This is a genomic window from Allopontixanthobacter sp. (genome assembly GCF_034376665.1).
Classification (GTDB): Bacteria; Pseudomonadota; Alphaproteobacteria; order Sphingomonadales; family Sphingomonadaceae; genus Allopontixanthobacter.
In genome coordinates, this window is sequence record NZ_JAXMJI010000059.1 from 1 (window position 1) to 20,726 (window position 20,726).

Below are 20,726 nucleotides of genomic sequence, written 5' to 3' on the forward strand. Positions count from 1 at the left end.
ACCCCCATTTCCCTGCGGCCCAATGAATTCCGGCTGCTCCGTTTCCTGGCGGAAAATCCCAACCAGGTCCTGTCGCGCAGCGACTTGATCGCCGGTCTGGGCAAGCAGGAACCGGCGGTTGACGAACGGACGGTCGATGTCTGGATCGGGCGTCTGCGGCGGGCGCTGAAGGCTGCGGGCGCGGGCAATCCCCTGCGCACGGTGCGCTCGCTCGGATATGTCTTCGACGCCGGGTGATCCGGATTACGCTCGAGGTCAGAATTCGGCAGATATCGAGAACGAGAAGCTCTGGCCGACTTCATAGGAATTGATTTCGATCCGGGTCGTGCCGTTATCCTGAAATTCGAAATTGTCGCGCCCGAAGATGTTGCGGGCCTCCAGTTTCAACTCAAGCGGGATACTGCCGAAATTGATTCCCTGCCGCGCAACCAGATCGACCGTAAGGCCGGGGTTTTCGATGATATCGGGCAGGGATGAGGTGCCGCGGCTGGTGACGCGCTCGCTTTCGTAAGCGACCAGCAGGGTAATCTGTTGCAGCCGGTCGGTGTCTTCGAGGCCAAGCTGCAGATTGACCAGGTGGTCGGATTGCCCCGTCAGCGGCACGCCGTCGCGGAAGAAATTGCTGGCGGGCTGTTCGGCGAAGGGGAAGACCTGCGCCGTATCGCCATCGACTACCTGCAATTCGGATTGGGTATAGGTATAGTTTGCGATGGCGATGGCCCGCTTGCTTTCGAACCATCCGCCCAGATCCATCAGGTCATACCCGTACTGCACGTCGAATTCGATCCCGTAGAGCGTGGCCGATGGAGCATTGGCGAAACCGAACACCTGTTCGTTGTCGTTGAAGTTCGAAAACACTTCGATCGGCCGTTTGATGTCCTTGTAAAACCCGGCAATCGCCAGCCGGTTGTCGCGCCCGAAATAATATTCGGCGCGGATTTCGGCGTTGGTGAGCTCGCTGTCTTGCAGGAACGGGTTGCCGTTGAAGCGGCGGTTGTTTTCCGGGTTGAAATAGGTCTGGAACACCAGCTCGCGGAACTGGGGCCGGGCGATCGTACGCGACGCATTGGCGCGGATCTGCACCGATTCAACAGCTTCCCAGGTAATCGTGGCGGCGGGCAGGAAGTAATCGTTGGCGATGAGCGTGGAACTGCTCGATCCCAGCGGAATCGCGAACACTTCGACCGGGTCGACGGTCTGGACGGCATCTTCATACCGCACACCGACATCGATCGTGACCCCGCTGATCGGCGTCAGCAGCGACTTGAGATAGACGGCATGAACTTCCAGCCCGGCGCTGAATGCCGGGTCCGACTGGGTCGTTTCGATCAGTCCGATGTTGAAGAAATCGATGACTGCATCGCCCAGCAGTAGATCGGGCCGCAAGGCGCCGACCGCATCGGGAAAATCGGTTCCGGCATCGAACAGGAATTCGCGCCGCGCCGAAAAGCGGCTGGTATCGGTATAGGCGTAACCGGCCGAGAGCTGGAGCCAGTCGGTGAGCGGGTAGCCGGCGTCTATCCCGCCGTACCACTGTTCTTCCTTGAGGTTCGAAAACGCGACCGAGGCGGTGCCGGTCTGGCGATCGAGCACATTGATGAACCTGTCGCCCAGCGGGTCCGCCGCGAGGTTGGTGCGGACATATTCGAACGAATATTCGTACGGAGCCTCGCGCTGCGTCTGGGCATAGCTGCCGCGCAGATCGAGCGACAGATCGCCGAATTCCATATCACCCACGAACTGGCTGTTGATCAATTGCCGCTCGTACCACGCGGTGTCCTGGATGAATTCGCTGTCATCGTTGCGAAGATCCTCGCCGATCGCCAGCCGCGACTGTTTGAGCGAGTCGCGAATATACAGATTGGTCCAGCGAAATGTGTGCTCGCCCAGATCCAGGCCCACGCCGAGCAGGCCATTCACGAGAATGCGGTTGTCGGTCACGAAATCGCGGAAATCCCGGTCCAGGTCGAGGTCCGCATTCGAAGCCAGTTGCCGGGTGATCGAGCGGTTGCGCCATTTGTTGCTGATGGAAGCGGTGGCGATGACACCGAGCCGTCCGTCCGATCCGACATCCCACGACGTGCCGCCCGAAACTCCGCCGGAGAAATTGGCGGGCAGGGTGCCGACGCGCTGCGTCAGGACCAGGTTGGGATTGCCCAGCTGCTTGGCGATTTCCTGCTGGTCGACACCCAGGTCGCTGATCCGGGCACCGCTGTCGAAAAACGCCTGCAAGGCGGGCGGAACGTCACGGGTCCCGTCGTCGAAGCCGAAAGCGTCGAAATCCGAACCGTAATGATCGATGCCGCTGGAAAAGGTGGTCTGTTCGTCACCGCTAATGCCGGCACTGATCTTGACGAAGCTTTCCTCGGGTACGGCGCGGGTGGTGAGATTGATTACCCCGCCGCCGAATTCGCCCGGGAAATTGACCGAATAGGTCTTCTGCACCAGCGACGATGCGATCATGCTGGTTGGAAAGATGTCCAGCGGGACCACCCGGCTGAGCGGCTGCGGAGAAGGGAGCGGCAGTCCGTTGAGCAAGGCAAGCGAATAGCGGTCGCCGAGACCGCGCACGAACACGAAGCCCTGTCCCTGGACGGAAAGCCCGGTCACCCGGCCCAGAGCCCCGGCAATGTCGCCTTCGCCCGTCCGCGCAATCTGTTCGCTGTTGAGAACGGATACGACCTGGGTCGAGCTGCGCGTCACATCGCGCGTTCGCCGCCCGGTCACGATGATCTCGCTGCCCCCGGGGATGGAAATATCCGTATCCTCGACGGTTTCGTCACTCGGCGGAGTTTCCGCAAGTGCCGGTTCGGGGGGCGTTTCGACCGCCTGCGCCATCGCGGCACCCGGCCATGCCAGCGCTGTCGTCATCAGGAGAAGAGCCGTCAGTGGCTGTCCTTTGGTCATGGTATGAGACCCTCTCAACGTGTCTTGGCCCGTTCTGTCGAACCGGCCGCAAGGCGCGGCGCAAATAATCCAGGAATGCCGAAAATGCAGGACGCGGCGACCGTTCGGAAACGGAGCGCCCCGGCCTGCATTTTCATGCGATCAGAAAACCGGAAGCGAGGTGCAATCACCGGTGTTGCCAGCACCGAAGGAGACCGTCGACGAGTTACAGGTCCAGGTCTGGAACCACGTGTCGTTCGCCCGGGCCGCTCCCACGAATCCGGCGTTGGTGAAGAAGCTGGACAGCACCGTTGGATCGAACGGGGTCAGGGCGTTTTCCGTGGCTCCGTTGACGAAGGTCATGGTCAGGGTGCTGGTGTAGTTCGCATTGTTGTTCGAACCCGCGCCAAAGATGCCCTGCGTGTCCGCCAGGGTGACGCCGCCGCTACCGGCGCGGAAGGCGGTATCGCAATCCAGGACGAAGGATTCAAAACGGGGAACGCCGACATCATCCAACCCGGCGTTGGCCGCGCGGATGGTCTGGCTATCGTCGATACGCAGGCACGGCGTTCCGGCCGAGCCATCGATCAGGATGCTGTTGACGATGGCGTAATCCGTGCCGCCACGAAGACGGATGGACTGATCGTTCGTCCGCCGCTGGACAAAGGTCGCGTTCGAAATCTGCGTGTTCTGGCGCGGCAGCGAATCGTTGCCGGTGTTGCTGGAGTCGGCTTCGATGATGCCGTCGCCCGCGCCCGCGCGCTGGACAGCGATCACGAACTGGAGGTTGGCCTTGACCCCGGTGTCGGTGTCGATCGAATCGTCCTCCGAACCGACCACGATCAGATTGGTCATGTTGACGAAACCGCCGAAGAACTCGACCCCGTCATCCGAACTGTTGAAGCTCATGATGTTGTTGAAGGTGGTTCCGCTGCCGGTGCCGCCAGTGGTCAGGGACTGAAGCTCGGAATCGCCGGAGAGGACGAAGCCCGAATAGCGGATCTGGACGTAGCTCATCGTGCCGGAACTGCCGGTGGTGGTCGCGCCGCCGAAGACTGCCGGCTGCGCGGCGCCTTCGACCTGGCGCTCGCAGTTCACCGATCCGGTAACCGCGCCCGGCGCGATACAGTCGGTGACCGGTGCGCGGCCGGCGAGAACGACGCCGCCCCATTGCCCGGAGGACGCATCGCTGTTGAGGCCGAGGACATTGTCGCGGCTGGTGAAGATTATCGGCCGTGCCGCGGTGCCGATGGCATTCAGCCGGTTGCCGCGGTTGACCATTAGGAAGGACGATCCGCTGGCGTAGACAATCGCGCCGGGTTCGATCGTCAACGTGATGTTGGTGTCGCTGAGGCCGTCCGTCGCGTCAGGGGCAGGGCCGCCATCGGTGCCGACATCGACCCGGCCGTTCATCCGGTACAGCAGGCCTCTGACGAAGGGCAGCGTTGCGGAGGAATTGAACCGCGCGGGCATGGTGCAGACCCGGTACTCTCCGGTCGGCCCGGTGATCGTGCCATCGTCGGTCAGCCCTTGTGGATCGGCGATGGTCGGACATCCATTGGCCGGCGTGACCAGCGTGCTGGTTGGGGTGGGTGTCGGCGTCGGGGCGGGGGCGGGCGGATTGTTGATGGTGATGTTTCCGCCTGTGCCGGGCGAGGAAATCTCGTCGGCGCCGCAACCGGCGAGTGCCAACGTGCTACAGCCGAGGATGAGTGTGCGATGGAATGATGTCACGAGCAGCGGGCCCCTCAAATACCGAGAATCAGGAATGCGACTTGGTGCCGCGAATCATCCGCTACGGACGCTAAGTGACAGTTTGCTTGCAACATGTCGGTTTGAAGTAAGTGACTGCAATATGACCGGAAAAAGACAGTTCTGTCATCTTTCCGGTATTTGCCGGTAGCTCGAATATTACAGTTCGATGACATTGTTACATTTATGTTGCAGCCAGCCTTTGCGCCGCGCATTATTCTGGCGGGAATTGTTGAGGAGATGGTCGATGGCACTTGGTACAACGCTCGCACTGGTGTTGCTGGCTGGCGCGCCGACGCAGGTCGCGCAGCAAGCCGATGCATCCACGGTTGCGCCGGTCGATGTGGCATACGAGGAACTGGCGGACGGCAAGAACATCGCGGCCATCGAACGGATCGAGCAGAACCCGGATCTCGAGAGGGACGATCCGGCGCGGCTGATCAATCTGGGTATTGCCTATGCTCGCCGCGGGGATGACCAGACGGCGCGGGAAATGTTCACCGCCGCCGCCCGCAACCAGCAGCGTTACCGGCTCGAAACCGTCCAAGGGGACTGGATGGATTCACGCGATCTTGCCCGCCGCGCCCTGGCGATGCTGGACCGCGGCGAATTCCGCACCAATGGCCGGGTCGCGTCCCGCTGAGCCTTGCCGCCATGCCCCATAAGGGGCGGGGGTAGAGAGGCCGGTTGAGAAATTATTTCGGCCCGTCGGGGGATGTCCCGGGCGGGCCGTTTTCATGGGGGCATCGAAAGCTCAATTTGCGCCGCACCACCTGACCCGCACCGGGCCCTGACCATCTTGCTGTCACCGACTTGTCATGTAGTGTAAGCATTGGGGCCACACGGAGCGATTTATGATTCTTTCGGTTCCGGGCCGGCTTGCGATCCTTGCAGGCATGGCTCTGATGGCGGCGCCCGCCAGTGCGGATGTATTGGAAATAGGCGATGAAGGTGCACGCTGGATTGCGGGCCCCAACCGGGCTGTGCCTGCATCGGACATCATGGCTTCAGCGATACCGGCCGTGGAACTCGCGGCGGATTACCCGCTTCCCGCTGGCGCGATTGCGGACCCTGCGCGCCGCGGCGCGAACATCCCGCCGCAATATGCCGCCAAGGTCCAGGAACTGGCAGCGCGCTTCGATCTCAGCCCCAGTCTGATCGAGGCTCTGGTGTGGCAGGAAAGCCGCTGGCAGGCCAACGCCCGCTCCCCCGTCGGCGCCCGCGGGCTGGCGCAGCTGATGCCGGGCACGGCGCGGGAAATGGGGGTCGATCCCGACGATCCTTTTGCCAATCTTGAAGGCGGCGCGCGCTATCTGCGCCAGCAGCTCGACCGTTTCGATGGTGACCTGGAAAAAGCGCTCGCGGCCTATAATGCCGGGCCGGGCAGGGTCATCCGCGCGGGCGGCATTCCGCGCATTCGCGAAACCCAGAATTACGTCGTGTCGGTGATCGGCCGGCTGTCCAATCCTTCCCGGAGTACCGAGTAAATGCGCGTGATTTCCCGCCTGACTGCACTTGCACTGGCCTTCAGTCCGACCGCCGCTTTGGCGCAGACTGCCGATCCGCAGGGCTCCGGCCCGATCGTTGCCGCGCTGGGCTGGCTGCAGGGGACGCTGCTTGGCAATGTGGCGACCGCCGTGGCGGTGATGGCCGTGGCCGCTGTCGGCTTCATGATGCTGACCGGCCGGATGAACTGGCGTTTTGGCGCGACCGTAGTGATCGGGATCTTCATCCTGTTCGGGGCCGGCACGATTGTGGCCGGTATCCAGGGCGTTTCAGGGGGCTGATGCGGCATGGAACTCGTCCGCCACCCCGTTCACCGCGCTCTGACCCGCCCGCAGATGTTTGCCGGGGTGACGATGAATTTCTTCATCCTCAATCTGTTGGTGACGGGTGAGGCGTTCCTGATTTTCAAGAGTTTCTGGATCCTGCCGGTGCCGGTGATCCTGCACGTGATCGGCTATTTCGCGTGCCTGCGGGAACCGCGGGTGTTCGATATCTGGCTGACCAAGGTCAGCCGGTGTCCCCGGGTCAAAAACTGGAAACGCTGGGGCTGCAACAGCTATGCCGCGTGAACGCGCCAGTGATATTGGCCTGAGGAGGGCCGCAAGACCATGAGCAAGTGGATCGGAGCCGCTGCCTGGAGCGCGAAGGAAGCCCGCGCGGGCGACCGGCTGCCCTATGCCCGGCTCATCGACCAGCACACCATGCTGCTGCGCGATGGATCGGTGATGACGGCGATCCAGGTGCCGGGCCTGCTGTTCGAAACCGAGGACAGCGCGGCGCTGAATGCCCATGCCGCGGCGCGGGAGGTCATGCTGCGCAGCACGCTGGACGCACGCTTTGCGCTGTATCACCACATCATCCGCCGGCGGGTGGAAATCGATCTCGAAGCCGAATTCGACGATGCGCTGTCGGCCCATATCGATGCGCGGTGGAAACAGCGGCTGGGCAGCGGATCGCTGTTCATCAACGACCAGTTCATTACGCTGATCCGTCGGCCCGCGCGGGGCAAGGCAGGCTTGGCAGAGCGGCTGGCGAAAATGTGGAACCGCGCCACTCGTTCTGGGGGCCAAACCGAAGTCGAGGCTGACCCCCGGGACATCCGCAGCCTGAAAGCCGCCGCGACCGGAATGATCGCCTCTCTCGGGGCCTATAACGCGCAATTGCTGGGCGATTATACCGGATCGACCGACCGGACGAACAACGAAATTCTCGAACTGCTGAGCGCGCTGTATAACGGCGAGATGCGGCCCGTGCGCCGCCCTTCGGACGATACCGATATCGGCCAGATGCTGCCCTATCGCCGGGCCAGTTTCGGGCTGGATGCGATGGAGCTGCGCGGCAGCGGCGCGCCCGATTTTTCCGCCATGCTCAGCCTGAAGGATTATCCCGACGCGACCTCGCCGGGCCTGCTGGACGGGCTGCTGCGGCTGCCCTGTGAGATGATTGTCAGCGAAAGCTACGCCCCGTCCGAACGCCAGACCGCGCGCGAGCGGATGGATCTGGCTATCCGGCGGCTGCGATCGGTGGACGAAGATGCCGCTGCCGAACGCGCCGACATGCTCGCCGCGCGTGATGCGCTGGGCAATGGCGCGGTGGGTTTCGGGGATCATCACCTGTCGGTCCAGGTCCGCGCGCCCGATCTGGCGCAGCTCGACGAAGCGACCGCCGCCTGCGCCGCCGCGCTGGCCGATACCGGCGCGATCGTAGTCCGCGAGGACACCAATCTCGAGCCCGCCTTCTGGGCGCAGTTCCCGGGCAACGAACATTATATCGTCCGCCGCGCGATGATTTCGAGCGCCAATATGGCCAGCTTCGGATCGCTCCACGGCTTTGCCCTGGGTCAGGCGAGCGGCAACCATTGGGGGGACGCTGTCACGCTGCTGCAAACCACCAGCGCGACCCCGTTCTTCTTCAATTTCCACCACGGCGATCTCGGCAATTTCTCGGTCATCGGCCCGTCCGGTTCGGGCAAGACCGTGGTGATGAATTTCCTCGCCGCGCAGGCCCAGAAGTTCAAGCCGCGCACGATCCTGTTCGACAAGGACCGCGGCGCGGAATTGTTCGTCCGCGGGATTGGCGGGCGGTATGACCGGATCAGCGCGGGCGAACCGACCGGTTTCAACCCGCTGTCCTTGCCCGATACGGCAGCGAACCGCGCATTCCTGCGCGACTGGCTCGGCGTATTGCTGAAGGCGGAGGGACCGGAGGAACTGGCGACCATCGCGCAGGCTGTCGATGCCACCTATGGCAACGATCCCTCGCTGCGCCGCCTGCGCCATTTCAAGGAACTGCTTTCCGGTGCGCGCCGCCCGCAGCCGGGCGATTTGTCCGACCGGCTTTCGGCGTGGATCATGGAGGGCGAGAACAACTGGCTGTTCGACAATGCCGAAGACCGGCTGGACCTGAGCAACCGGGTGCTCGGCTTCGACATGACTGCGCTGCTGGAAAATCCGCGGTTGCGCACACCGACGATGATGTATCTGTTCCACCGGATCGAAGAACGGCTGGACGGGCATCCGACCATGATCCTGATCGACGAAGGCTGGAAAGCGCTGGACGACGATGTCTTCGCCGCGCGCATTCGCGACTGGCTCAAGACGCTGCGCAAACGCAATGCTCTGGTCGGTTTCGCCACCCAGAGCGCCCGCGATGCGCTGGAAAGCCGTATTTCCACCGCGCTGGTGGAGCAGACCGCGACGATGATCTTCATGCCCAATTCGCGCGCCCGGCCGGAAGATTACTGCGATGGTTTCGGGCTGACCGAACACGAATTGGCGCTGATCCGCACGCTGCCAGCGCATAGCCGCTGCTTCCTGGTGCGCCAGCCCGACGCCTCGGTGGTCGTCCGGCTCGATATGTCCAACGCGCCCGAAGTGCTGACCATACTGTCGGGCCGTGAAAGCTCCGTCAGGAGGCTGGACGTGCTGCGCGCGGCACTGGGCGACAATCCGGCGGACTGGTATCCGGCGCTGACCGGGCAGGCCTGGCCCGGCGGCAATAGCGCAGAGCCGGACATCGACCTGCCGGAAATCGGCGAACTGCCGATGCAGCAGGCGGCCGAGTGAACGTCAACTGCCAGGATGCCGCAAATGCGGTCGGCAACGGCGTAGCTGCCGCGCTGCAGGGCGTCGATTGCGTCGCTGCGGAAATGACCGGCGAAGCATTCGGGCGGCTGTTCGCCCCCGGCGGCGCGCTGGGGCCGGTGCTGACGATCCTGCTGGGGCTGTTCATCGCGCTGTTCGCGATCGGTCTGCTGCTGGGCCGGACCAATCTCAGCGTGCGTTCGATGGTGCCGCGGATGATCACCCTCGGCCTCGTGGTGACCTTCGCAACCAGCTGGATCGCGTATCAGGCGGTGGTGTGGAACCTGGCGATTGCCGCACCGGACTATCTCGCCTCGACCCTGACCGGCGATGCAGGCTCCGCCACGACGACCTTTGCCAACAAGATCGACGTCGTGTTTACTGCCATCGAGCAAGCCACCACGACGCAAGCTGGCGGGCAGGAAGGCGCGGGCGCGGGCGCGGGCGAGAACATTTCCGCATTTTCGCCCAAGGGGATGCTGTGGCTCGGCGCAATGCTGCTGCTGCTGGGCACCGTCGGGGTGCTGGTGACCGCGCGCATCGGGCTGGCGGTGCTGGTCGCGCTGGGGCCGGTCTTCGTTGTCATGGCGCTGTTCAACGGCACGCGCGGGCTTTTCACCGGCTGGCTCAAGGGCGTGGTGATGCTGGCGCTGACGCCGCTGTTTGCAGTGCTCGGCGGCAGCGTGATGCTGGAACTGGCGGTCCCGGTGCTGTCCTCCCTCGCGCTGACCCCCGGCGAGGTTGCCGCGCGGCCGGCGATGGCGTTCTTCATGATCGGCGCGGTGCATGTCGCGCTGATGATCATGGTGTTGAAGGTTTCGGCCACGATGGTGTCCGGCTGGCGGGTGTTCGGACTGGTGCCGGACAGGCTTGCGGAGGGCGGAACCCAGACGGTTTACACCATTGCGCAGACCGGCGGCGTGGCGGGTCAGGCCCCGGTCCCGGCCGGTAGCACCGTCGGTTCGCCCTCGCGGCAGATACCCATTTCGGCGGTGACGACCGGCGCCCCGGCCAACGATCCAGGCACCGGTCTGGCCCCCGCCGCATCGCGCGAAACGCGGATATTCACCAATGCCGCCGGTTCCGGCCAGGTTCAGCCGCTCACCGGCAATCCCTCCCGTACCCGAGGTATCGGCACCCGGTTCCGATCGCCCGGTACCAAGCCCGCTGCTGCCGCCGGTAATTCCAAGACGGAGACGTTCCAATGACCCGCGCCCTTACCCTCGCGCCCCTGCTGTCCGGTCTGCTTGCCGCCAGCCTGCTGGCCGCGCCTGCCGCCTTCGCGCAGGACGCGCGGCTGGTGGAACGGCTGTACGATCCCGCCGAAGTTGTCCGTATCGACGGGCGAACCAAGGTTCAGGCCACCATCGCCTTCGCCGAGGACGAGCGGATCGAGAACGTCGCCATCGGCGATTCCGAAGCCTGGCAGGTGACCCCCAACAAGCGCGCCGATTTGCTGTTCATCAAGCCGCTTTCCCCCACGGCGCGTACCAACATGACGGTGGTGACCGACCGGCGAACCTATCTGTTCGATCTCGTCGCCAGCCCGCGGGCGCAGCCGCTGTATGTGCTGCGCTTCACCTACCCGCCGGAGCCTGAGCCCGAACAGCCGGTGCTGGACGGCTCCGCCAGTGCTGCTGAAATGGCCGCGGCAACCGATCCTTATGCCGTGGTCGATCCCGCACAGCTGAACTTCGAATGGGCGCGGAAGGGCGACCGCAACCTGTTGCCCTCCCGCACCTATGACGATGGCAACGCCACGTTCCTGACCTGGCCCGATGGTCAGGGAATTCCCGCAATCCTGGTCAAGGACCATGAGGGTACCGAAGGACCGGTGAACTTTGCCGTACGCGGCAATGTGATCGTGGTGGACGGTGTCCCGGCGGAGATTGTCCTGCGCTCGGGCGACAGCCTCGCCACGCTGATCAACGAAGGTCCGCCGCGTCCGGTGGTGACCTCGCCTTCCGCCGCCGCCTCCAATATCTTCGCGCAAGCAAAAGGATCGTGACCATGCGCCTCGCGTCCAGCAATCTCGCACGCAATGCCACGAACGATACGGCCGCCGATGTCGATCCGCGCGAACAGGAAACGGCGGAGATCATCGATCTCGCCAGCCGCAATTCCTTCCCGGCGGTTACCCAGCGCAAGAACCGTTCCGACGGCCTCGGCCTTGCCGCCGGGGTGGCAATTGTCGGGCTGATCGGTGCGGTCACGCTGTGGAGCATGAATTCCGCCCGGATTGCCGAGCCGGAAGGTGTCGGCAATCCGCAGATCGCGCCGGCCGCTCCCGCTCCGGAACCGATCCAGCCTGTTGCCGCGGCGGTTCCACAAACGATCCAGCCGATGGCCGACCCCGCGCCCGCGCCGGTCTATGCCAATCCGCCGATGGCCAATCCGGGCGTGGCGATGAACCCCTATGCCAGTCCGACCGTGGTGTTCGACGCGAGCGGCGCGGCGGTCCCGCTGGTCATGGCACCTACGCCCGGGGCGGCGAGCGCGCCCGCCACCGGCGGAAGCGCGAGCGATTTCGCCAGCCGTATCGGGGGCGTGGGCGGCGCCACCGCTCAGGCTGTCGCGATGAGCAATCCGCAGACCACGGTCACGCAGGGCACATTGATCCCGGCGATCCTCGAAACCGCGATCGAAACCGACGTGCCGGGCTATGTCCGGGCAGTGGTCAGCCAGGACGTGCGCAGTTTTGACGGCAAGAATATCCTCGTTCCGCGCAGTTCGCGGCTGATCGGGCAATACCAGTCCGGCCTGCAGGGCGGGCAGAAGCGCGCCTATGTCATCTGGACGCGACTGATCCGGCCCGATGGCGCGTCGGTCAACCTTGCATCCCCGGCGGTCGGGTTTGACGGCACCACCGGGTTGGCGGGCGACGTGAACAGCCATTTCTTCAAGCGCTTCGGTTCGGCCATGCTGCTGTCGGTAATCGGCGGGCTGACCGCAGTCGCGTCCAGCGGAACGTCGGTAATCCTCGGCGGCGGGCAGAGCGCGGCGTCCACGGCGCTGCAGCAGGACGGACAAATCAGCCCGACCGTGCGGGTGCGCCAGGGCGAACCGATCCGGGTGTTCACCGCGCGCGATCTGGATTTCTCGCAGGTTTCCGGAAGTTGATGCCGGGATGAGCGCGGACATCCATCCTTTCCAGGCCGACGAAGCCCGCCAGGCTGCGGCGGTTGCGGAGCGCAGCGTCTATCTCGACGCCTATCTCGCACCGTTCCGCCAATGGCTCGACCGGGATACGATTACCGAAATCATGGTCAACCGGCCCGGCGAAGTGTGGATCGAAGACGCCGCGTCGCCGGGAATGCAGCGGCTGGAAGTGCCGGAAATCGACGACCGGCTGATCCAGCGGCTGGCCGAACAGGTCGCCCGGGTCAGCCATCAGGGCATCAACCGCGAACATCCGCTGCTGGGGGCGACCTTGCCTGCCGGACCCGGCCAGACCGGTGCGCGCGTCCAGTTTTGCGGACCGCCCGCCGCGCGCAAGCATTGGGTGATGGCGATCCGCCGGCATCGCCGTCTCGACCTGCCGCTTGATGCCTATGACGCGGGACCGCTGGCGCCGCCGCAGCAACCCGCGATGCCCGATCCGCAGCTGGAACCGATCGCCTATCTGCGCGCGGCGATCCGGCAGCGGCAGACGATCCTGATTTCCGGCGGCACCTCGACCGGGAAGACGACGTTTCTCAACGCCATGCTCGGCGAGATTCCGCGGCACGAACGGGTCGTGCTGGTGGAGGACACGCCGGAGCTGAAGCTGCCGGGGGAAAACGGCGTGGGGCTAGTCGCGGTCAAGGGCGAGCTCGGCGAGGCAAAGGTTACCGCCAACGAATTGCTGCAGGCGGCGCTGCGCCTGCGCCCCGACCGGATCGTGCTGGGCGAACTCCGCGGCGCGGAAAGTGTCAGCTTCCTGCGCGCGATCAACACCGGCCACCCGGGCAGTTTCTCGACCATTCACGCCAACAGCCTGCCCGGCGCGCTCGAACACTTGGCGCTGATGGTCATGCAGACCGGGATCGGCCTGACCCGGAGCGACACCATTGCCTATGCGGCCTCGGTGATCGACGTGTTCGTGCAACTCGGCCGCGATGGACAGGGCAAACGCGGGATTACGCAAATTGCGAAAAGCAGCGATCTGGTTTGAGGGTTCACGCCCTGCGGTGAATATGACACCCATGTGTCAGGCAGCATCTCGGGATTTACACGCGTGATCGAGCGCTCCAATCGTGACACCCTGTCTTCCCTTCGGAGTGACCCGCATCTTCGGCGGGCAGGAACCATGAGCAGCGCCGCCATTGCTACCCAGGACGACGACGAGTTGCCGGCCCCGGCGGAGGATGCGTCCGACACCTATGTGAACCGAGAGCTCAGCTGGCTGGCGTTCAACGAGCGCGTCTTGGCGGAAGCCTGCAATCCCAATTACCCCTTGCTGGAACGGCTGCGGTTCCTGTCCATCTCGGGCAGCAATCTGGATGAATTCATGATGATCCGCGTGGCCGGTCTGGTCGGGCAGGCGCAGCGGGGGATCGAGCGCCGTTCGATCGACGGGCAGACCCCGACCCAGCAACTGTCCGCCATCCGCGACCGGGTGGCCCGGTTGGGCCGGGTCCAGCAGGAAAGCTGGCGCAGCCTGCAGGCGAGCCTGGCGGACACCGGCATCCATATCGCCGACGAACGACGCATCAACACCCGCGCATACGGCTGGCTGAAGGCCCATTTCCTCGAGGAAATCGCCCCGGTCCTGACCCTGCAGGCGCTCGATCCGGCGCATCCGTTTCCCTTCGTCGCCAATCAGGGCATGGGCCTGCTGTTCACGCTCACCCGCCAGCGTGACGGGCAGCAGGTGGTGGAAATGATCCTGATACCTTCCGGCGTGCCCCGCTTTGTCCGGGTGCCGGGGGAAGATGCCGTCTATATCTCGATCGAGCGACTGATCTGCCGGTTCGCCGATCATCTGTTTCCCGGCTTCTCCATTGTCGGGGACGGGGCGTTCCGAGTGCTGCGCGACAGCGACATCGAAATCGAGGAAGAGGCAGAAGATCTGGTCCGCACCTTCCGCACCGCGATCCAGCGCCGCCGCCGCGGGCAGGTGATCCAGCTGGAGATCGAGGCCGATTTCGAGCCCGCCGCCGAACAATTGCTGCGCGATCAGCTGAAAATCCACGACGCTTCCATCGTCAAGACCGCCGGAATGATGGGCATCGCGGGGCTGGCCGATATCGTCGACGAGGACCGCCCGGACCTGAAGTTCGCGCATTACAGCCCGCGCTATCCCGAACGCATCCTGGAACATGACGGCGATTGCTTCGCCGCGATCCGGGAAAAAGACATCATCATCCATCACCCCTACGAAAGTTTCGAAGTGGTGGTCGATTTCGTCCGCCAGGCGGCCGCCGATTCCGACGTGGTGGCGATCAAGCAAACCCTCTACCGCGCCGGCGACCAGTCCCCCGTGATCGCGGCGCTGATCGCCGCTGCCGAAGCGGGGAAGTCGGTTACCGCCGTGGTTGAACTGAAAGCCCGCTTCGACGAGGAGCAGAACCTGCTGTGGGCCAGCCAGCTCGAGCGCGCCGGGGTGCAGGTCATCTACGGTTTCGTGGACTGGAAAACCCACGCCAAGGTTTCGCTGGTGGTCCGGCGGGAGGAAAGCGGTTTTCGCACCTATTGCCACTTCGGAACGGGCAATTATCATCCGGTCACGGCCAAGATCTACACCGATCTCAGCTTCTTCACCGCCGATCCCAAACTGACCCGCGATGCGGCCAAGCTGTTCAACTTCGTCACCGGCTATGTCGAACCGCACCGGACTGAAGCGCTGGCGATATCGCCGATCAATCTGCGCGAAACGCTCTATGCCCATGTCGACCGGGAAATCGCTAACGCAGAATCCGGGCGGCCCGCGGCGATCTGGGCCAAGCTCAATTCGCTGACCGACAAAGGCGTGATCGACCGGCTGTATGCCGCCAGCCAGGCGGGGGTGGAAATCCAGCTGGTCATCCGCGGGATATGCTGCCTGCGGGTTGGGGTTGCCGGTCTGTCGGAAAATATCCGGGTCAAGTCGATCATCGGCCGGTTCCTGGAACACAGCCGCATCTGGGCGTTCGCGAGCGGCTACAAGATGCCGGGTGAAAGGGCCAAGGTGTTCATTTCCAGCGCGGACGCGATGTCGCGCAATCTCAACCGGCGGGTCGAATGCCTGGTCCCGATCCGCAACCGGACAGTGCACGATCAGGTGCTGCAGCAGGTTCTGCTGGCCAATCTGCTCGACACCGAACAAAGCTGGGAACTGCAACCGGACGGGAGCTACACACGTATGGAACCGGGCGAAAAGCCGTTCAACTGCCACCGCTATTTCATGACCAACCCCTCGCTCTCGGGGCGCGGTGACGCACTGGAACTGGGCGGCGTGCCCAATCTGGCGCTGCGCAAGGGAGCCGTCTGATGCCGCTGCGGGGCAGGAAATCGGATCGGGAGGGCAAATTCTCCGGCCATACCGCGCAGCGGGCGATCATCGATATCGGTTCGAACAGCGTCCGCATGGTCCTCTATGGCGGATCGCCGCGCGCGCCCGTTACCTTGCTCAACGAAAAGGTCGTGGCGAAGCTCGGCCGCGACATCGGCAAGACGGGCCGATTGGCTGATGCGGCGATCGACATCGCCATGCGCGGGCTGGGACGTTATGCGCTGATCCTCGATGATCTTGGCATCGCCGATGTCGAAGCGGTGGCAACTGCTGCTGTTCGCGAAGCATCCAACGGCGCTGAATTCCTCGAGCAAGTCCGCGCGCTTGGCCTCAAGCCCCGCCTGCTGTCAGGCGAGGAGGAGGCGCGGGTCAGCGCCATGGGCGTGATCGGCGCGTTTCCGGGCGCCAGCGGGGTGGTTGCCGATCTCGGCGGCGGCAGCCTGGAACTGGTGCATATTGCGGGCGGCGAATGCGGGGCGGAAGCGACACTGCCGCTGGGCACGCTGCGGCTGCCCGAACTGCGCGGCGACAAGGTGCCCGACCTCAGGAAAGTCGCGGCGCAGATGCTCAAATCGGCCGGATGGGACGCGCCGATCGGCGGTCCGCTGTATCTGGTCGGCGGCACCTGGCGGGCGATGGCCGTCTATGCGATGCACGCGCAGGCCCACCCGCTGTCGGACCCGCATGGCCTCGAATTATCGCGCGAGGATGCGCTGAAGCTCGCCGCGCAGATCGCGGACAGCGATTCCGCCACACTGCGCCAGACGCCGCGCATTTCCAGCCAGCGGTCCGCCACGCTGCCCGATGCAGGTGCCTTGCTCGGCGCGCTGCTCAAGCGGCTGGAGCCGGACCGGATCGTGTTTTCATCCTGGGGCCTGCGCGAAGGGCTGCTGTTCGACCGGCTGGAGCCCTATGCCAAGGGTCAGGACCCGCTGCTGGCCGGGATGGCGGTGTTCGCGGCGCAGCATGGCTGCCCGGCGACGCTGGCGACGCGGGTGGCCGGGTGGACGGTCGATGCCCTGCCGCCGGGGTGGCAGGGGTCGGAGCGGCTGCGGCTGGCGGCGACCATGCTCTCGCTCGCTTCGATGCAGACCGAACCGAACCTGCGCACCGCCGCCGCGGTGGACTGGGCGCTGCACAAGCGCTGGATCGCGCTCGATGCGCCGGACCGGGCGATGCTCGCCGCGGCGGTATCGGCCAATGGCAATTCTTGCGATCTGCCCCGCAGGATCACCCAGCTGACCACGACCGAGCGGCTGGAAGTCGCCATCGCATGGGGCCTGGCGATCCGCCTGTGCCGCCGCCTCGGCGCGCTGTCCCGGCGGGCCTTCCAGGCGAGCAATCTGGCGATCGAAGGCGGCCAGCTGGTGCTCACCCTCGAACAGAGCCACGCCAGTCTGGTCGGGCCGCTGACCGAGAAGGACCTGCGCTTGCTGGCAGACCGCCTGGGTATGGACTCGCGGATCGAAATCGTGCCCAACGCCACGATCGTGCGGATCACCGATTACGCGTTCGGCGATATTCCGGCGGTCGCCTGATTGCGAAAAAAGGCGCTACGGCTGCGCCACCTTGGCGAAGGGCGAAAAATCGGTGTCGGTGTCGAATATCTCCACCCCTTCGCGCCGTTTCAGCCAGCCGACCACGGCGTAGGTGATCGGCGTCAGCGCCGCTTCCCACGCCACCTTGATCGCCCATTGGGTGAAGATCACCTGCACCACCAGCTCGTTCGTCCATCCCGCCACGCCAAGGAAGGCGATGGGATAGAACAGCGCGCTGTCGGCGCCCTGACCGAACACCGTCGAACCGATCGTCCGGCTCCACAGCATCTTGCCGCGGGTCCAGATCTTCATCTTGGCGAGGACATAGGAATTAACGAATTCGCCCGCCCAGAAGGCGATGATCGAGGCCAGCACGATCCGCGGCACCTGCCCGAATACCGCCTCGTAAGCTGCCTGGTTGCCCCAGTTCGCTGCGGGCGGCAGCGCCACCACCACCCACGCCATGAACGCCATGAACAGCAGCGCCGCGAAGCCCGCCCAGATGCACCGGCGGGCATAGGCATAGCCATACACCTCGGTCAGCACGTCGCCGATGACATAGCTGATCGGGAAGAACAGCACGCCTGCGCCGAACGGCCACAAGCCGATGCCCGGCAAATCCACCTCCGCGACCTTGCCCGCGCCGATCACATTTGACAGCAGCAGGATGGTGACGAAGGCTGCCAGCACGAAATCGAAATAGCGAAAGCGCTGGCGGGAATCGGGATTGCTCATCGCGGCGGTGCGTATCCTGATTTGCCCAATCGGAAAAGCACGCTATGGCCCCGGAGGCGGCAACCCGCCAGGCGCCCGTAGCTCATCTGGATAGAGCGCGAGACTTCTAATCTTGAGGTAGCAGGTTCGAGTCCTGCCGGGCGCACCATTTTTTGGCGGGGTGAGGGGTGCGGGGCGGAGCGGCGCCATATCCGCAAGCCGGGAGGGCCGAAGTTTGCCAATCGGTATGTATCCCCGGAATTGGTATCCCCGGATGTGTCCCCAGAATTAGTGTTCCGGGCAATTGCGTGTCCCCGGATTTACCGTCTACGACTTTGGCCGACCCCGCGGTCGTCAAAGGAATACACAAGGTTAAGCGCTGCGCGAGACACCAGAACCCTCTGGGGGGAATGTCTCGCCAGTCACTCGATGTTACAAATGCCAGCTGGTCGCAAATAGCACTGTTAAAAGAGAGTGCAGCTCATTTGGCAATGGGAGGATTATTACATGAACAATAATAAAATGAAATTCCGTACCTGGTTGGCCGGAACAACGGCAGCCGTTGCCTTGGGCGTAATTCCAAATGGCCTTTTGGCCCAGGAGGCGCCGGTCGATGCCGACCAAGCCACATCAGGCAATTTCGATACAATCATCGTGACGGCGAAACGTATCGAGCAGAACGTCTATGAGGCTCCCGTTGCGGTAACGGTGTTTGGTCCGGAAGCTCTCGAGCAGCGCAATGCCGACAATATCATCGATATTGGCAAATATGTTCCCAATCTGACAGTCACCAATTTCGGGGCCGGTAACCCCAGTTCGCAATTCCCCAGCATCCGCGGGATTGGCTTCCAGGATCACCTGATCGTGATCGACCCGACCGTGGGCGTCTATGTGGACGGCGTATATCTCGGCCGTCAGATCGGCCAGAACCTCAGCCTGTCGAATATCGAGCGGTTGGAAGTCTTGCGCGGACCGCAAGGCACTCTGTTTGGCCGCAACTCGATTGGCGGTGCCATCAACATCATCACGCAGCAGCCCGGGGACGAGGAACTTGCGACGATCAATTTGAAAGCCGGCACGCGTGGCCGGTTGGCTGGTGACGCCTATGCCAACACAAGATTGACCGAAACGCTGGCGGCTTCCTTCAGTATCGGGATCGACAGGCGGAATGGAATTGGTGATTTCCTCAACATCCCCAATCCCGAAGCGCGGGTTGGCGAACTTCAGGATATTTCAGGCCGCGTGGCGCTGAAATGGACCCCCAGTGACCGGCTGTCGATCAGACTTACAGCAGACGGAAACGACGGAAAGAACGGCCAAAGCCCGTTCACCACGACGATCAAAGTGCCGCCTGGTGGTTGCACAGCGGCAGACATTGCCGATCTTTTCGGCCCGTTTGCTCTCGCCTGTGCAGGCGGGCTGGACCCGGTTACCAGCCAAGCCGAAGACCCGTTCGATTCAAATTCGGGGCAGGCCGATCTGGCGCAGGCCACAAATTCCGCCTACGGTTTCAGCGGCATTATCGAATATGCGCTGGCCGATAATCTCGATCTGAAGCTGATCGGCAGCTATCGACATTCCGAATATGAGGGCGGCCTCGATGATGACGGCGCCGAACTGGATTTTCTCTCATTCCCCGAAATCGGCGAGGCTGAGCAATATTCGTTCGAGTTCCAGATAAGCGGGCAATCCGGCATCTTCGACTACGTCGGTGGTCTCTATTATTTCGACGAGGAAGGGTTCAATTTCCAGCAGCCGACAACGTTCAACAGCTTTGGCGGCGGACTTTTCGAACAGACCCAGCAAACGCGGAGCTATGCTGTCTTTGGCAATATCGGGGTTCAGGTGACCGATGCTTTGCGCGTTTCCGGCGGCATTCGCTATACCGATGACAGCAAGGAAGCGACCGCAGACCTGGGCTTTGCGCCGGAATTCGGGGGCTCGGCAGACTTCAACGAGGTGACGTGGGAGGCGTCTGCCACCTACGCACTGGCAGACGATCTCAACATCTACGGAACGGTTGCGCGCGGCTATCAGTCGGGGCAATTCCCGGCGCGACCGTTCGGCGGTGCCGATACATTCTTTGCCACCGATCCGGTAACCGCAACCAACTATGAAGCCGGCATCAAGGGTGAACCACTTCCCTGGCTGCAAATGGCGCTTTCAGGTTTCTATACCAAGTACAGCTCTTTCCCTGCCCAGGTCAGCACGATCGGGCCCAACGGCTTTATCACGGTGACGGACGATGCAGGTGATCTGCGGTCAGTCGGCATAGAGTGGGAAGGGAACATCAGATATGGGAATTTCTCTCTGAATACATCGGTCGGCTACATCGATTCAGAGTTTGAAAATGTCGAAGAGGGAAGCAGCCTTGAAAACGGCAATCGCGCTGCGCTGACGCCGAAATGGACCATCGCCATCGGCCCGCAGGTTGAATTTGACCTGCCGGGCGGCACGGTCACCACGCGGGTCGATTACTCATACCGCAGCAGCATGGAGGGCCAGCCCAACAACGCCGCCACGGCATTCATCGAAAGCCGCGATCTGCTGGGCTTCAATATTACCTATGAACCAACAGATGCCGATTGGTCGATCTCTGCCTATGGCAAGAACATCACCGATGAACGCTATACTCAGGCGGTGTTGGATGTGGGACCCTATGTCCTCAATATCCTGAGCAACGATGCGAGTGAATTCGGGCTCAAGTTCTCGCGGACATTTGGCGGATCATAGGGGGTGCTTCGCTTGGTGGGCTATTGGTGCTCTCCGTCAGCA

General features: G+C 63.4%; 16 protein-coding genes and 1 tRNA gene. 14 read left to right on the plus strand and 3 right to left on the minus strand.

The window, feature by feature from the left end:
* On the plus strand, nucleotides 1-237 hold a 237-nt coding region (locus U0988_RS06075; protein ID WP_322291731.1), incomplete at its 5' end, for a helix-turn-helix domain-containing protein.
* An 18-nt stretch (nucleotides 238-255) separates the two neighbouring features.
* On the opposite strand, the gene U0988_RS06080 is transcribed toward U0988_RS06075, so the two are convergent.
* Together U0988_RS06080 and U0988_RS06085 are read right to left on the minus strand one after the other, a co-directional pair.
* The gene (locus U0988_RS06080; RefSeq protein WP_322291732.1) at nucleotides 256-2,907 is read right to left on the minus strand and encodes a TonB-dependent receptor domain-containing protein; all 2,652 of its coding nucleotides are present in this window, start codon (nucleotides 2,905-2,907) and stop codon (nucleotides 256-258) included.
* A gap of 141 nt (nucleotides 2,908-3,048) precedes the next feature.
* Nucleotides 3,049-4,620 (minus strand): hypothetical protein, encoded by a 1,572-nt coding sequence (locus tag U0988_RS06085; RefSeq protein WP_322291733.1) that lies wholly within the window; start codon nucleotides 4,618-4,620, stop codon nucleotides 3,049-3,051.
* A 265-nt stretch (nucleotides 4,621-4,885) separates the two neighbouring features.
* Between U0988_RS06085 and U0988_RS06090 the strand changes: the two genes are divergently transcribed.
* From U0988_RS06090 to U0988_RS06140, 11 genes are all read left to right on the plus strand, one after another.
* Nucleotides 4,886-5,281, plus strand: a complete 396-nt coding sequence (locus tag U0988_RS06090; protein WP_322291734.1) for a hypothetical protein — start codon at nucleotides 4,886-4,888, stop codon at nucleotides 5,279-5,281.
* Nucleotides 5,282-5,534: 253 nt separating this feature from the next.
* Nucleotides 5,535-6,125 (plus strand): lytic transglycosylase domain-containing protein, encoded by a 591-nt coding sequence (locus U0988_RS06095; protein ID WP_322291735.1) that lies wholly within the window; start codon nucleotides 5,535-5,537, stop codon nucleotides 6,123-6,125.
* On the plus strand, nucleotides 6,126-6,425 hold the full coding sequence (locus U0988_RS06100; RefSeq protein WP_322291736.1) for a TrbC/VirB2 family protein: 300 nt from the start codon (nucleotides 6,126-6,128) through the stop codon (nucleotides 6,423-6,425).
* 6 nt (nucleotides 6,426-6,431) lie between these two features.
* Nucleotides 6,432-6,713 carry a type IV secretion system protein VirB3 gene (locus U0988_RS06105; protein WP_322291737.1) on the plus strand — a complete coding sequence of 94 codons (282 nt, stop codon included), beginning with the start codon at nucleotides 6,432-6,434 and terminating at the stop codon, nucleotides 6,711-6,713.
* 39 nt (nucleotides 6,714-6,752) lie between these two features.
* Nucleotides 6,753-9,209 (plus strand): VirB4 family type IV secretion/conjugal transfer ATPase, encoded by a 2,457-nt coding sequence (locus U0988_RS06110; RefSeq protein WP_322291738.1) that lies wholly within the window; start codon nucleotides 6,753-6,755, stop codon nucleotides 9,207-9,209.
* Nucleotides 9,206-10,435 carry a type IV secretion system protein gene (locus U0988_RS06115; protein WP_322291739.1) on the plus strand — a complete coding sequence of 410 codons (1,230 nt, stop codon included), beginning with the start codon at nucleotides 9,206-9,208 and terminating at the stop codon, nucleotides 10,433-10,435. The genes U0988_RS06110 and U0988_RS06115 overlap by 4 nt, the downstream gene beginning before the upstream one ends.
* Nucleotides 10,432-11,235: a TrbG/VirB9 family P-type conjugative transfer protein gene (locus tag U0988_RS06120; RefSeq protein ID WP_322291740.1), complete on the plus strand. Its 804-nt coding sequence runs from the start codon at nucleotides 10,432-10,434 to the stop codon at nucleotides 11,233-11,235. The genes U0988_RS06115 and U0988_RS06120 overlap by 4 nt, the downstream gene beginning before the upstream one ends.
* Before the next feature lie 2 nt (nucleotides 11,236-11,237).
* Nucleotides 11,238-12,347, plus strand: a complete 1,110-nt coding sequence (locus U0988_RS06125; RefSeq protein ID WP_322291741.1) for a TrbI/VirB10 family protein — start codon at nucleotides 11,238-11,240, stop codon at nucleotides 12,345-12,347.
* Between the two features lie 7 nt (nucleotides 12,348-12,354).
* A complete protein-coding gene (gene virB11, locus U0988_RS06130) occupies nucleotides 12,355-13,380 on the plus strand; it encodes a P-type DNA transfer ATPase VirB11 (protein ID WP_322291742.1) in 1,026 nt (341 codons plus the stop codon).
* A 135-nt stretch (nucleotides 13,381-13,515) separates the two neighbouring features.
* Nucleotides 13,516-15,678: an RNA degradosome polyphosphate kinase gene (locus U0988_RS06135; protein WP_322291743.1), complete on the plus strand. Its 2,163-nt coding sequence runs from the start codon at nucleotides 13,516-13,518 to the stop codon at nucleotides 15,676-15,678.
* On the plus strand, nucleotides 15,678-17,237 hold the full coding sequence (locus U0988_RS06140) for a Ppx/GppA family phosphatase (RefSeq protein ID WP_322291744.1): 1,560 nt from the start codon (nucleotides 15,678-15,680) through the stop codon (nucleotides 17,235-17,237). The genes U0988_RS06135 and U0988_RS06140 overlap by 1 nt, the downstream gene beginning before the upstream one ends.
* Nucleotides 17,238-17,252: 15 nt before the next feature.
* Here the strand turns inward: U0988_RS06140 and U0988_RS06145 are convergent, their stop codons facing one another.
* Nucleotides 17,253-17,972, minus strand: coding sequence for a queuosine precursor transporter (locus U0988_RS06145; protein ID WP_322291745.1), 720 nt, complete (start codon nucleotides 17,970-17,972; stop codon nucleotides 17,253-17,255).
* 71 nt (nucleotides 17,973-18,043) lie between these two features.
* Here U0988_RS06145 and U0988_RS06150 point away from each other — a divergent pair.
* Both U0988_RS06150 and U0988_RS06155 read left to right on the plus strand, forming a co-directional pair.
* Nucleotides 18,044-18,120 (plus strand) — tRNA-Arg (locus tag U0988_RS06150).
* A 338-nt stretch (nucleotides 18,121-18,458) separates the two neighbouring features.
* Nucleotides 18,459-20,684 (plus strand): TonB-dependent receptor, encoded by a 2,226-nt coding sequence (locus U0988_RS06155; RefSeq protein WP_322291746.1) that lies wholly within the window; start codon nucleotides 18,459-18,461, stop codon nucleotides 20,682-20,684.
* Nucleotides 20,685-20,726: the final 42 nt, after the last annotated feature.

Coding starts and splice junctions, on each gene's coding strand:
- U0988_RS06135 (WP_322291743.1), top strand. CDS start 13,516: ATGAGCAGCGCCGCCATTGCTACCCAGGACGACGACGAGTTGCCGGCC.
- U0988_RS06105 (WP_322291737.1), top strand. CDS start 6,432: ATGGAACTCGTCCGCCACCCCGTTCACCGCGCTCTGACCCGCCCGCAG.
- U0988_RS06145 (WP_322291745.1), bottom strand. CDS start 17,972: ATGAGCAATCCCGATTCCCGCCAGCGCTTTCGCTATTTCGATTTCGTG.
- U0988_RS06110 (WP_322291738.1), top strand. CDS start 6,753: ATGAGCAAGTGGATCGGAGCCGCTGCCTGGAGCGCGAAGGAAGCCCGC.
- U0988_RS06095 (WP_322291735.1), top strand. CDS start 5,535: ATGGCTCTGATGGCGGCGCCCGCCAGTGCGGATGTATTGGAAATAGGC.
- U0988_RS06125 (WP_322291741.1), top strand. CDS start 11,238: ATGCGCCTCGCGTCCAGCAATCTCGCACGCAATGCCACGAACGATACG.
- virB11 (WP_322291742.1), top strand. CDS start 12,355: ATGAGCGCGGACATCCATCCTTTCCAGGCCGACGAAGCCCGCCAGGCT.
- U0988_RS06140 (WP_322291744.1), top strand. CDS start 15,678: ATGCCGCTGCGGGGCAGGAAATCGGATCGGGAGGGCAAATTCTCCGGC.
- U0988_RS06090 (WP_322291734.1), top strand. CDS start 4,886: ATGGCACTTGGTACAACGCTCGCACTGGTGTTGCTGGCTGGCGCGCCG.
- U0988_RS06155 (WP_322291746.1), top strand. CDS start 18,459: ATGAACAATAATAAAATGAAATTCCGTACCTGGTTGGCCGGAACAACG.
- U0988_RS06080 (WP_322291732.1), bottom strand. CDS start 2,907: ATGACCAAAGGACAGCCACTGACGGCTCTTCTCCTGATGACGACAGCG.
- U0988_RS06120 (WP_322291740.1), top strand. CDS start 10,432: ATGACCCGCGCCCTTACCCTCGCGCCCCTGCTGTCCGGTCTGCTTGCC.
- U0988_RS06100 (WP_322291736.1), top strand. CDS start 6,126: ATGCGCGTGATTTCCCGCCTGACTGCACTTGCACTGGCCTTCAGTCCG.